We start from the raw sequence: 12,553 nt of genomic DNA, 5'->3' as shown, positions 1-12,553 counted from the left end.
ATGCCTACCATCCATAATTAAGGTTTATGTTGAATAACAATAACCTGAATATACCTGTGGGTGATGATACTAATGAAAACCTCGCGTTTTGCCCGTTGGCTGGCTTTTATTGCCGTTGCCTCGACTCTGGCGCTCGCCCTTCCCGCTCAGGCCAATACCTGGCCGCTGCCCGCGGCGGGAAGCCGGGTGGTCGGTGAAAACCGCTTCCATCTCGTGGAAAACGATGGCGGCTCGCTGGAAGCGATTGCCAAAAAATACAATGTCGGATTCCTTGCGCTGTTACAGGCGAACCCCGGCGTCGATCCTTACGTCCCCCGCGCGGGCAGCGTACTGACCATTCCGCTGCAAACCCTGCTGCCGGACGTACCGCGCGAGGGTATTGTTATTAACCTTGCCGAGCTGCGTCTTTACTATTACCCGCCGGGTAAAAGCGAAGTGACGATCTACCCTATCGGCATCGGCCAGCTGGGAGGCGATACCTTAACGCCCACGATGGTGACTACCGTATCGGACAAACGCGCAAATCCGACCTGGACGCCGACCGCGAATATTCGCGCACGCTATAAAGCGCAGGGTATCGATCTGCCTGCGGTGGTGCCGGCAGGCCCGGATAACCCGATGGGGCATCACGCCATTCGTCTGGCGGCCTACGGCGGTGTGTATCTGATCCACGGCACTAACGCAGATTTTGGCATCGGCATGCGCGTCAGCTCCGGCTGTATCCGTCTGCGGGATGGCGATATCGCCACGCTGTTTAAAAAGGTCACGCCGGGCACCAGAGTGAACATCATTAATACGCCGATCAAGGCCTCTGTCGAGCCGGATGGCCGTCGCCTGGTGGAGGTGCATCAGCCGCTGTCTAAATCCATTAACGACGATCCGAAAACCCAGCCAATTGTACTGAGCAGCGCAATGGAATCCTTTAAAGCCGATGCGCAAACAAATACTGCGCTGATGGATGAAGTGATGCAGGTTCGTTCCGGAATGCCGGTAGATGTCACGGAACATCAGGAGGTTGCGCAAAGTTTGTAATGCCTGCCGGTAATTTTTATAATGATCGTTCAACAAACATCATTATTCAGGCGGCGCTATGACCAACGACGTGACCTGCGGTACTAAAAAAAGCCGTGGCCGACCGAAAACCTTCGACCGGGACGCCGCGCTTGATAAAGCCATGACGCTGTTCTGGCAGCACGGGTATGAGGCCACCTCGTTAGCGGATCTGGTTGAGGCGACAGGCGCCAAAGCGCCGACGCTGTATGCAGAGTTCACGAACAAAGAGGGGCTGTTCCGCGCCGTGCTCGATCGCTATATCGCTCGCTTCACGGCGCAGCATGACGCGCAACTGTTGTGCGAGGAAAAACCCCTGGAGCAGGCGCTGCGGGATTACTTCACTTCTGTCGCCACCTGCTTTACCAGTAAGGATACCCCGGCGGGCTGCTTTATGATTAACACCTCTGCGACGCTCGCCGCCTCCTCAAACGAAATCGCCCGAACGATCAAATCCCGCCACGCCCTTCAGGAGCAGACGCTGTTGCAGTTTTTACAGCAGCGCCAGGCGCGGGGCGAGATCCCGGCCAACCGCGATGTGGCCGCGCTGGCGCAATTTCTGAGCTGTATTCTGCAGGGCATGTCCGTGAGCGCGCGTGAAGGCGCCTGCATGGAAAAACTGCTGCAAATCACCCACACCACCCTGCGACTGTGGCCTGAATTGCTGAAATCCTGACTGTAATCCCCTTCTTTCTTTTGATTGGCCTGACCTTTTGCAGCAATAGGTCAGGCCTTTCTGTTTTCCGCTTCGCTTTGCTATTCTTATTGTGATTATTTTTCTGCTAATGATTAGCAGTATCACAACGGGAGACGCTTGCAGGTCATGAAGACGCGATTTATGGCTGTTCACATGCAGAAGGAAAATGAAATGGTTTTGCTATTACCATTACTCAAAGTGCTAATAGTAATTACATTGTTGTTTAGTCTGTGGTTGTTGTGCGGCAGTTCAGTGCTTTTCGCTTTCGTCTCGGTATTGATTACGGCAGGTCTGCTGGTGAAGCAGAGTCGCGATACTGCGGTATAAGGCAGAAATAAAAAAGGACTCCCCAGCCTGAGCGATTGGGGAGTCAATTAATGCAGAACTTCTTTTTTACGCTTTGTTGTTCAGGATCAGCTGGCCATTGCCATCCAGCGGAATTTGCGTGCCGGGATCGTTATCCATACGAATTTTTCCCTGCTGGTCACCAATTTTGTAGGTGACGTCGTAACCGAGCATTTTTTCCGATTTTTCATACACGGTTTTACAACGCTGCTGCGTGCTGGTGTAGGTGTCATTATCCTGTAGTGACCCCTGAATCTGATTACCGGCATAGCCGCCGCCCAGCGCGCCGACAACAGTGGCCACATCTTTACCGCGACCGCCGCCAAACTGGTGACCAATCACGCCGCCTGCGACAGCGCCCAGCACCGACCCTGTCAGGCGATTTTCATCCTGCACGGGGCGACGATGCGTTACCGTCACGTTACGGCACTCTTTACGCGGCGTTTTAACCGTTTCTTTGATTGGTGTGGCTGAGACGACCTGCGCATATTGTGGGCCGCTTTTGAAGACATCAAGGCCTGCAACCGCTGCCACACCCAGAGCAGCGGCCACACCAATTCCTATACCCGCTAACATTGATTTATTCACAGGATCATCTCCCTTTTTTGCTATTGGTAACAATTTTGCAATCAAAGGCAGCGTACGCCAATCAGAATTCAGGAAGTTTGCGGGGTATTGTGCGGGGAAATGCGGTGATTCAGAGAAGTCTGACCACATAGCCCTGTCGGGCAGAAGGATATGCTGAACGCCCGCCGCGAAGCGGGGCATGGTCTGTCAGTGCAGCTTCAGACGCGGGCGGATCACCCGGTTAATACTGCCGACCACCATCATCAGGCCGGTTTTGAAATAGCCATGCAGCGCCACCTGGTGCATACGGTACAGCGAGATGTATACAAAGCGCGCCATGCGGCCTTCAATCATCATCGAGCCGCGCATCAGGTTACCCATCAGACTGCCGACGGTGGAGAAGTTCGACAGCGACACCAGCGAGCCATGATCTTTATAGACATACTCTTTCAGCGACTTGCCCTTCATCTGCGCCAGAATGTTGTGCAGCGCGCAGGTTGCCATCTGGTGAGCGGCCTGAGCGCGCGGCGGCACAAAGCCCCCTTCCGGACGGGCGCAGGAGGCGCAGTCGCCGATGGCGAAAATGTCCGGGTCGCGGGTGGTTTGCAAGGTCTGCTCAACCACCAGCTGATTAATGCGGTTGGTTTCCAGCCCACCGATCTCTTTCATAAAGTCCGGCGCTTTGATCCCTGCCGCCCACACCATCAGATCGGCTTTGATATGTTCGCCGTCTTTGGTGTGCAGCCCTTCGCTGTCGGCGCTGGTGACCATGGTCTGCGTCAGGACGCGTACGCCCATTTTGGTCAGTTCGTTGTGCGCCGCGCTGGAAATACGCGGCGGCAGCGCAGGCAGAATACGCTCGCCCGCTTCCACCAGCGTCACGTTCAGCGCCTCGTTGCTCAGCCCTTTGTAACCGTAGCTGTGCAGCTGTTTCACCGCATTATGCAGCTCTGCCGACAGCTCAACGCCGGTCGCGCCACCGCCGACAATGGCGATGTTGACCTTGCCGCTGGCGCCGAGGTTGGCGGAGTATTTCAGGAACAGGTTAAGCATTTCCTGATGGAAACGACGGGCCTGGTGCGGGTTGTCGAGGAAGATACAGTGCTCTTTCACGCCCGGCGTATTGAAATCATTGGAGGTGCTGCCCAGCGCCATCACCAGGGTGTCGTAAGCGATTTTACGTTCCGGCACCAGCAGATCGCCCTTCTCGTCGCGCAGTTCAGCCAGCGTCAGGGTTTTGCTTTCGCGATTGATGTCCATCACGGAGCCAAGCTGGAACTGGAAGTGATGGTTACGCGCGTGCGCCAGGTAACTCAGCGCATCCACGCCTTCATCCAGCGAGCCGGTCGCCACTTCGTGCAGCAGCGGCTTCCACAGGTGGCTGTGGTTACGGTCGATGAGCGTGATTTTCGCTTTTTTACCGCGTCCGAGCTTTTTGCCCAGTTGAGTGGCCAGCTCAAGGCCGCCTGCACCCCCGCCCACAATCACGATCTTTTTCAATGGTGTAGTCAAGGTGACCCCCTTAAAATTATTAACCAATTGTTAAGTAAAAGTTATAAAAATAAGTTTTATTTAACAACAAGTTACCAGCAGGAAAACGCCTTACCGGTAACGAGAATAGCATGTTCGGTGCATTGGTCATACCAAAATTGATGTACATCAAGTTTTGCTGCTTAAAAGATAAGCGCGATCCGCAGTAAAGGAAAAAAAAGTCAGCGATTAAGCTGACTTTTAAGAATGTACGCCGGATTAACCGAGGGTTTTAAAGGCTTTGATGCGCTGCAAATGCGGGGAGATATTCTTAAACTTATGCGTCTGCTCTTCATCCCAGACGATTTCGTAAAAAGGTTGCAGCAATGCCGCCGAACGCTGGCTGTCGAGCGCCTCGTCCCGGCGGGACAGGATCGCCAGACAGCGGTCGCGGTTTTTTTCGCGAAAATTAGTCACGCATTTGGTGGCAATATCGGCGTACTCTTCAGGACGGTCGATTTTGCCTTCCATATTCTCCTGCGGCCACAGATTCGGGTTAAACATCACCTGCCTGATATCGCACAGAAAGCCGATACGCTCGGCCCAGAAACCGCCCAGCCCGACGCCGCAGATCAGCGGACGCTCATCGACATTGAGCTGCAACATTTTATCCACTTCTTTCAGCAGGTGCTGCATATCATGCCGCGGATGGCGGGTGCTGTAGCTCAGCAGCCGCACATCCGGATCGATAAACTGAAGCTGCAACACTTTCTCGTGATTACCCGGACTGTTCGAGTCAAAACCGTGTAAATAGATGATCATTGTGCCCTCACCACACTGCAACGCACCGATGGATTAAAGCGCCGTTTTATGTTCCTGCCAGCGTTCGTGCAGCTGTTCCAGCGCGGCGCTGACCGTTTTCCACTTCGCGGATGACATCAATTCCTGACGCGTAAATGAACCTTTATGATACAACTCTGTAACACGTTCTGCTTTGATCGGCGACAGGTTATCCAGAACACTGACCGCGCCTTTACGATTATTACAAACCAGGATTATATCGCAGCCGGCATCCAGCGACGCCTGCCCGCGCTCCGCATAGCTGCCCATAATCGCCGCCCCTTCCATCGACAGGTCGTCGGAGAAGATCACGCCGTTAAAGCCCAGCTCGCCGCGCAGCACGGTTTTCAGCCAGTAGGGTGAACCGCTTGCCGGACGCGGATCCGCCTCGCTGTAAATCACATGCGCCGGCATGATGGCGTCAAGCTTGTTATCCGTAATCAGCGAGCGGAAAACGGACATGTCTTTGGCGCGGATCTCCGCTTCATCACGGGGATCGCGCGGCGTCTCTTTGTGGGAATCTGCGCTTACCGCGCCATGTCCCGGAAAATGCTTGCCGGTGGTTTTCATTCCGGCGCTGTGCATACCGTCGATAAAACGGGTCGCCATTGCCAGCGCGGTAGCCGGATCGGCATGGTAAGAGCGTTCGCCAATGGCCGCGCTGATATGTCCCACATCCAGCACCGGCGCAAAGCTGATGTCGATGTCCATGGCGATCATCTCGCTTGCCATCAGCCAGCCAGCCTCTTCCGCCAGCCTGCCGCCCTCGGTTGTTCCCAGCAGCGCGGCGAAGGACTGTGCCGCGGGCAGTCGGGTGAAACCCTCTTTGAAGCGCTGAACGCGCCCGCCTTCCTGATCCACCGCCACCACCAGTCGGTGATGTGACGCCTCGCGGATCTGGCGCACCAGCTCGCGCAATTGGGCGGGATCGTGATAATTGCGGGTAAACAGGATCAAACCGCCCACCAGCGGATGCGCCAGAATTTCGCGCTCTTCGGCATCCAGCTCATAGCCTTCAACATCTAACATTACCGGACCCACACTGACCTCTCTTATCCTTTAGTCTGCAACTGGCGCCATATTTCATCGGCCAGCGTTATAAATTGTTGTTCGCCCGTCTGTTGCCAGCGGTACTCGTACCAGCCTGCCATCAGCATCATCACCCAGGGCCGCCAGCGCCGCACCTGCCACTGTAACATGATGGGATCGATGCTGGCACGGCGGGCATAATCCTCCACCAGCCCCTGTCGCGCGGCGTCATCCATCCACACCGAGGCCAGCTCAAGGGCAATATCGCCATCTCCCGCGTACTCCCAGTCGATCAGACGCAGCCCCTGCGCACTGTGCACCAGATTGCCCGCGTGGACATCCATATGCAGCGGCGCCAGACGCAGCACGCGCGGCTCCCTCTGTTTGCGCAGCCTTTTCAGCTGCCGCAACCAGAACGGCGTGCGTCGTGCAGGCGCGGCCTGTTGCCAGTAGCCTTCAAGCAGCGGCAACAGCGTGATGCGCCAGCCAAAACAGGGCTGCTGGTGCAGATGATACAACACCTCTGCCAGCGCATCGGTAGCCGGTAGCGCAGTTTTTACCTCACCGCGCAGAAAATCGACGGCCATCCAGCCTTCGCCGTAACGCAGCGGCTGTGGCGCAAGCGAAACAGGGAGACGTTTCAGGACATGATACTGACGCAGAAAAGGCGCGGCGGGGGTGGCCGCGTGACGGAAACGGAGCACCAGACGCTGCTGCCCGCGTTCAATAATGATACTCCCGCCAGACAGACCGGACGTTGTCTGATCTGCGGCGGGCGTAAACTGCGGAAAATAGCGTGACAGAATAGCGTCACGCTCAGGTTTATTGTTGTGCAACGCTGCCTTTACCTGACCAGACGATCTCGCCAGTCTGTACCAGCATCAGCTGCATTTGCAGGGTTGGGGCGTTAACGTTGCCGCTGGCGCTGGAATAGAGTACATACTGCGCGCCAACGTTACGGGCGATGCCGATGGCTTTGCTGCGGGTGCCGAGGCTGTCCTGCGGGGATAACCCCAGTTGCTGTTTGGCGACGCCCAGCTGCTGCGCGGACACCAGCGTGAATTTGCCGTTGTTCGCCAGCGCATTGCGCAGCGCATCGGTGCCTTCGCCGGTATTCAGCGAGCCGTTGGTGCGGTTATTGACGCTGTCCACCAGCAGCACGCTGCCGCCTGCCGCGCCGCTCGCCTGAAGCATTTTGCTGACCATCGGCGAAATCGCGCCGGACCAGTCGTAGTGACGTACGCGCGGCGTCGGCTGCACGGTTTCGTCCTGATGCTCAATCGGCCCTGGCTGTGACGGGATGGTCGGTACTGACGGCACGGTCGGCAGCGGTTGCTGCGGCGTGGTCGGTTGTTCCGGTACCGGCGTCGCCTGGTCGACCGGCGCGGGTTGTTCCTGATTAATCTGACAGCCGGTCAGGATCAATGCCAGTGTGGCAAGCAGGGCGTAACGTCCCATCATTCTCATTCAAATCACCCCTTATAAATAGAGATAGAGCCGCACTTTATGTGCGCCCAGATAGTTGGCGCTGCCATAAAGCGTCACCGATGCGTGTGCAGGCACAGTGACGGTTCGCGGCGCTTCCAGCGGATGCATTTCAAGGCCTCTGGCGTCATACCAGTAAAAACGATAGTTAACCGTTACCGGCACGTTTCTTTCATTGTAGAGAGTTGAGGACGCAGAAGACTGAATTTCCGAGCGGGATAATTCCGGTTTTTCGGCGGAGATCCCCGCCGCGAGGACGGTTGACTCCATCACCAGCGTTTGCTCATCGCTGACCGGGATCGCCGGTTTTGCGCTGCATCCGGCAAGTAAAATCGCCGCCAGTAATACGGCAGTACGCCCTTTGGTCATCTTAGCGGCCTTTGTGAGACAGCATAGGACCCAGGGCATGGCCCCCGACCAGATGCAGGTGAATATGATAGACCTCCTGGCCGCCATGACGATTGCAGTTCATGATCAGGCGGTAACCGTCCTCGGCAATGCCTTCCTGCTTTGCGATTTTCGCCGCGACGGTCATCATGCGGCCCAGCGCTTGCTCATGGGCTTCGGTGGCGTCGTTGATGGTCGGGATCAGAATATTCGGCACAATCAAAATGTGTACAGGAGCCTGTGGGGAAATGTCGCGGAACGCGGTGACCAGCTCATCCTGCCAGACAATATCCGACGGAATTTCGCGACGAATAATTTTACTGAAAATAGTTTCTTCTGCCATGTCGTCTTCCTTCTTTATGACTGCATAATATTGCCAGAGAGTATGAGTGACAATCTCCTGATGTTTCAACTATAAACCTCATTTTCTTACCCTGCCGAAAGCTTATGTCATCCCCCTGTTCATCGTGCTGAGTAAAACCGGGTTTCATTAATAAATATTACATCTGTTTACAGGGTGAACTGTAATGCGTATATTTCGCATTTGCATTTCCATGCGCGTTTCATAACTGAATAATTAACTATCCTGCACCGCGCCGACAACGTATTGACGGGGTGCTTTATGACCAACACTCAGAAGGGTTAATGATGTCTTTCACCGTTCACGCCAGGGACGGACAACGTCCGCCTGCCACTCATCCGTCACTGCTGGCGGTTTGTATTGCTTTTGCACTGACGCCAGCGGCGGGCTTTGCGGCCACCACGGCAGCGCCGGAAGATACGCTGGTTGTCGATGGTTCGTCCTCAGGCACGACGGCAGCCACAGAAAGTGAAGATTACAGCGTTAAAACCACCACCTCCGGCACCAAAATGCTGCTGGTTCAGCGTGATATTCCGCAGTCGGTGACGCTGGTCAGCGAACAGCGGATGAAAGATCAGAAGCTGGAGTCGCTGGGTGACGTGCTGAAAAATACCATCGGTATTTCTGAGAGCGTGGCGGATTCCGATCGCAGCACCTTCTATTCCCGCGGTTTTCTGATCGACAACTATATGGTCGATGGCATTCCGACGCTGTTTGAATCCCGCTGGAACCTGGGCGATGCGATGTCGGATACCGCTATGTATGAGCGTATTGAAGTGGTGCGCGGCGCGAATGGTCTGACGACCGGTTCCGGCAACCCTTCTGCGGCGATTAATATGGTGCGTAAGCACGCTGACAGCCGTGAATTCACCACCAACGTCAGCGCAGAGTACGGCAGCTGGAACAAGCAACGTTACGTGGCGGATCTCTCCACCCCGCTTACCGAAAACGGTAACATCCGTGGTCGTATGGTGGCGGGCTATCAGGATAAGGATAGCTGGCTGGATCATTACGGTCAGAAGAAAAAATTCTTCTACGGCGTGCTTGATGCCGATCTCACTGACGCCACGGCGTTCTCCGTGGGTTACGATTATCAGGAAAACAACACTGACCATCAGACCTGGGGCGGCCTGCCGCGCTGGTATACCGACGGCAGCAAAATCAAGGCCGATCGCAGCGACAGTACGGCGCCTGACTGGGCCTACAGCGATACCGAAACGCAGCGTACTTTTGTCACTCTGAAGCAAAAGCTGGGCGATAACTGGCAGCTTACGGTAAACGGTACGCACACCGAAACTGAACTCGACAGCAAGGCGCTGTATCTGGACGGCCAGGTTGATAAAACCACCGGCCTGATGGTCAGCCCGTATGGCGCGTCCTATCCCTTTGTTGGCGGCACCGGCTACAACACCGGCAAGCGTAAAGTGGATGCCATCGATACTTTTGCTAACGGCAATTACGAACTCTTTGGTCGTCAGCATGAGCTGATGGTGGGCACCAATTACACTAAACAGCACAATATCTATTACAGCTCGTGGGAAAACATCGGCGATACGCAGTTAGGCAACTACAGCGATTATTCCGGTAACTTCCCGGAAACCGACTGGTCGCCGTTAAGCCTCGCGCAGGAAGATACGGTGCGTCAGAAGTCCGCGTATATGGCGACCCGCATTTCGCTGGCGGATCCGCTGCACCTCATTCTGGGCGCGCGCTATACCAATTACACGCTGCATACCCTGACCCAGGATCTGGAGAAGAACAATACTTCGCCGTATGCGGGCGTGGTGTTTGACATCAACGATACCTGGTCCACCTATGCCAGCTATACCTCGATTTTCCAGCCGCAGACGCAACGTGATAGTCAGGGTAAATACCTGTCGCCGATCACCGGTAATAACTACGAAGCGGGTGTGAAAGCCGACTGGATGAACAGCCGCCTGACGACTTCGCTGGCGGTATTCCGCATTGAGCAGGATCATCTGGCGCAGTCCACAGGCGGCGTGGTTCCCGGCAGCAACGGGGAAACCGCATATCGTGAAGCGAATGGTACCGTCAGTCGCGGCGTTGAATTTGAAGTGAACGGCGCACTGACGGACAACTGGCAGATGTCCTTCGGCGCAACGCGTTATGTGGCGGAAGACAGCGAAGGTGTCGCGGTAAACTCTGATCTGCCGCGCACGTCGGTGAAAATGTTCACCAGCTATCGCCTGCCGATGCTGCCGGACCTGACGGTCGGCGGTGGCGTGAACTGGCAGAACCACACCTGGGCTGATGTACCTGTTGCCAGCGGGACGCTGCGCTCTGAACAAGGCAGCTACGCGCTGGTGGATCTGTTTGCCCGTTATCACGTGACCAAAGCGCTTTCGGTGCAGGCGAATCTGGATAACCTGTTCGATAAGACCTACGAAACCAACGTCAACAGCCGCACCTATGTGTTCGGCGAGCCGCGTAACTTCTCGGTTAGCGCGAACTACAGCTTCTGATACTCCGCGTAAATGACTTGCCCGGCGGCGCAAGCTTGCCGGGCCTACAGTAACCAAACCCCATAAATGTAGGCCGGTCCCGGTATGTAGGCCGGTGTAAGCGAAGCGCCACCCGGCACAGTTCCCGGTATGTAGGCCGGCGTAAGCGAAGCGCCACCCGGCACAATCCCAGTCCCCAGGCCAGCGTCAGCGAAGCGCCACCCGGCTTCACATTCACCAGACGTAAAAAAGGGAGCCATTCGGCTCCCTCAGTCTCCCCAGACTATTTCTTAGTGGTTGCGGATGTATTCATCCATCTCGGTTTTCAGGTTATCGGATTTCGTACCGAAAATTGCCTGAACGCCGGAACCTGCAACCACCACACCTGCCGCGCCCAGTTTCTTCAGGCCAGCCTGATCCACTTTAGCAACGTCAGCCACGCTTACACGCAGACGTGTAATGCAGGCATCCAGGTTAGTGATGTTATCTTTACCGCCGAAAGCCGATACCAGAGCCGGAGCCATTTCGCTGGTGCCGGTCGCTTTTGCGTCTTCGGTTGCGTCTTCACGACCCGGGGTTTTCAGATCCAGCGCTTTAATCAGCACACGGAACACGGTGTAGTACACCGCCGCGTAGCACAGACCCACAACCGGGAACAGCCACAGGTTGCTGCCGTTGCCGCTCAGCACCACGAAGTCAATCAGACCATGGGAGAAGGACGTACCGTCACGCATACCCAGCAGGATACAGATCGGGAAGGCCAGACCAGCCAGTACCGCATGGATTGCGTACAGCACCGGCGCCACGAACATGAAGGAGAATTCGATTGGCTCGGTAATACCGGTCAGGAACGAAGTCAGCGCAGCGGAGATCATGATACCGCCCACTTTCGCGCGGTTCTCAGGTTTCGCTGAGTGCCAGATCGCGATTGCCGCAGCCGGCAGACCGTACATTTTGAACAGGAAACCGCCGGACAGTTTACCCGCAGTCGGGTCGCCTGCCATGTAGCGCGGAATGTCACCGTGGAATACCTGACCTGCGGCGTTGGTGTATTCACCAATCTGCATCTGGAAAGGAACGTTCCAGATGTGGTGCAGACCGAACGGCACCAGGCAGCGCTCAATGAAGCCATAGATACCGAACGCCACGACCGGGTTCTGATAAGCAGCCCACTGAGAGAAGGTCTGAATAGCGGTACCGATTGGCGGCCAGATGAAGGACAGCACGATGCCCATCACGATCGCAGCCAGACCAGAGATGATCGGCACGAAGCGCTTGCCCGCAAAGAAGCCCAGATATTCAGGGAGCTTGATACGGTAGAAGCGGTTAAACATGTAGGCCGCTATCGCACCGGAGATGATCCCGCCCAGAACACCGGTATCCGCCAGGTGTTTAGCCGCGATTTCTTCAGCAGGTAAATGCAGCACCAGCGGCGCTACCACCGCCATGGTTTTCACCATGATGCCGTAAGCGACCACAGAGGCCAGCGCAGAAACGCCGTCGTTATTGGTGAAGCCCAGCGCAACACCGATAGCGAAGATCAGCGGCATGTTAGCAAAAACGGAACCGCCCGCTTCAGCCATGACATGGGAAACAACTTCTGGCAGCCAGCTGAAGTTTGCCGAACCGACGCCCAGCAGGATACCTGCGATAGGCAGTACGGATACTGGCAGCATCAGTGATTTACCGACCTTCTGCAGGTTAGCAAATGCATTCTTAAACATAATTGAGAGTGCTCCTGAGTATTTGTGCTTTTTTTTACGTTTTCACGCATTGGCGCGGGGGGAGAACCGCGCCCTGGACGGGACATCTAAGCGCCCTTTATTTATTACGCAGAGTAAAATAAATCAGCGCAATATT

General features: G+C 55.6%; 12 protein-coding genes. 3 read left to right on the top strand and 9 right to left on the bottom strand.

Annotated features, from left to right (window positions below; all coding sequences use genetic code 11):
- The first annotated feature begins 63 nt into the window (after positions 1 to 63).
- Both ldtC and QRD42_RS13065 read left to right on the top strand, forming a co-directional pair.
- The gene (ldtC, locus tag QRD42_RS13070; protein WP_072568180.1) at positions 64 to 1,032 is read left to right on the top strand and encodes a L,D-transpeptidase LdtC; all 969 of its coding nucleotides are present in this window, start codon (positions 64 to 66) and stop codon (positions 1,030 to 1,032) included.
- 58 nt (positions 1,033 to 1,090) lie between these two features.
- Positions 1,091 to 1,726: a TetR/AcrR family transcriptional regulator gene (locus QRD42_RS13065; RefSeq protein WP_321987299.1), complete on the top strand. Its 636-nt coding sequence runs from the start codon at positions 1,091 to 1,093 to the stop codon at positions 1,724 to 1,726.
- 414 nt (positions 1,727 to 2,140) lie between these two features.
- On the opposite strand, the gene QRD42_RS13060 is transcribed toward QRD42_RS13065, so the two are convergent.
- From QRD42_RS13060 to hinT, 8 genes are all read right to left on the bottom strand, one after another.
- Positions 2,141 to 2,680, bottom strand: a complete 540-nt coding sequence (locus tag QRD42_RS13060; RefSeq protein ID WP_072568177.1) for a glycine zipper 2TM domain-containing protein — start codon at positions 2,678 to 2,680, stop codon at positions 2,141 to 2,143.
- Between the two features lie 186 nt (positions 2,681 to 2,866).
- The gene (locus QRD42_RS13055; protein WP_072568176.1) at positions 2,867 to 4,171 is read right to left on the bottom strand and encodes an NAD(P)/FAD-dependent oxidoreductase; all 1,305 of its coding nucleotides are present in this window, start codon (positions 4,169 to 4,171) and stop codon (positions 2,867 to 2,869) included.
- Positions 4,172 to 4,408: 237 nt separating this feature from the next.
- Positions 4,409 to 4,951 (bottom strand): alpha/beta hydrolase YcfP, encoded by a 543-nt coding sequence (ycfP, locus tag QRD42_RS13050; protein WP_072568175.1) that lies wholly within the window; start codon positions 4,949 to 4,951, stop codon positions 4,409 to 4,411.
- A gap of 33 nt (positions 4,952 to 4,984) precedes the next feature.
- A complete protein-coding gene (gene nagZ / locus QRD42_RS13045) occupies positions 4,985 to 6,010 on the bottom strand; it encodes a beta-N-acetylhexosaminidase (protein WP_321987298.1) in 1,026 nt (341 codons plus the stop codon).
- Positions 6,011 to 6,021: 11 nt separating this feature from the next.
- Positions 6,022 to 6,834, bottom strand: a complete 813-nt coding sequence (gene thiK, locus QRD42_RS13040; RefSeq protein ID WP_321987297.1) for a thiamine kinase — start codon at positions 6,832 to 6,834, stop codon at positions 6,022 to 6,024.
- On the bottom strand, positions 6,821 to 7,465 hold the full coding sequence (gene lpoB, locus QRD42_RS13035) for a penicillin-binding protein activator LpoB (protein WP_072568172.1): 645 nt from the start codon (positions 7,463 to 7,465) through the stop codon (positions 6,821 to 6,823). Before lpoB ends, thiK begins: the two co-directional genes overlap by 14 nt.
- 12 nt (positions 7,466 to 7,477) lie before the next feature.
- Positions 7,478 to 7,852, bottom strand: a complete 375-nt coding sequence (locus QRD42_RS13030; protein ID WP_072568171.1) for a YcfL family protein — start codon at positions 7,850 to 7,852, stop codon at positions 7,478 to 7,480.
- Between the two features lies 1 nt (position 7,853).
- A complete protein-coding gene (gene hinT / locus QRD42_RS13025; RefSeq protein WP_072568170.1) occupies positions 7,854 to 8,213 on the bottom strand; it encodes a purine nucleoside phosphoramidase in 360 nt (119 codons plus the stop codon).
- Positions 8,214 to 8,518: 305 nt separating this feature from the next.
- Here hinT and fhuE point away from each other — a divergent pair, with 305 nt between their 5' ends.
- The gene (gene fhuE / locus QRD42_RS13020) at positions 8,519 to 10,714 is read left to right on the top strand and encodes a ferric-rhodotorulic acid/ferric-coprogen receptor FhuE (RefSeq protein ID WP_318364567.1); all 2,196 of its coding nucleotides are present in this window, start codon (positions 8,519 to 8,521) and stop codon (positions 10,712 to 10,714) included.
- A 269-nt stretch (positions 10,715 to 10,983) separates the two neighbouring features.
- On the opposite strand, the gene ptsG is transcribed toward fhuE, so the two are convergent.
- Entirely contained in the window at positions 10,984 to 12,417 is a 1,434-nt protein-coding gene (gene ptsG, locus QRD42_RS13015) for a PTS glucose transporter subunit IIBC (RefSeq protein ID WP_072568169.1), read from the bottom strand.
- Positions 12,418 to 12,553 lie beyond the last annotated feature (136 nt).

It is taken from the genome of Enterobacter sp. PGRG2, from assembly GCF_030291195.1.
GTDB lineage: Bacteria > Pseudomonadota > Gammaproteobacteria > Enterobacterales > Enterobacteriaceae > Enterobacter_D.
The sequence above is the reverse complement of the archived record's forward strand: the minus strand, read 5'-3'. Positions and strand labels throughout refer to the sequence as shown.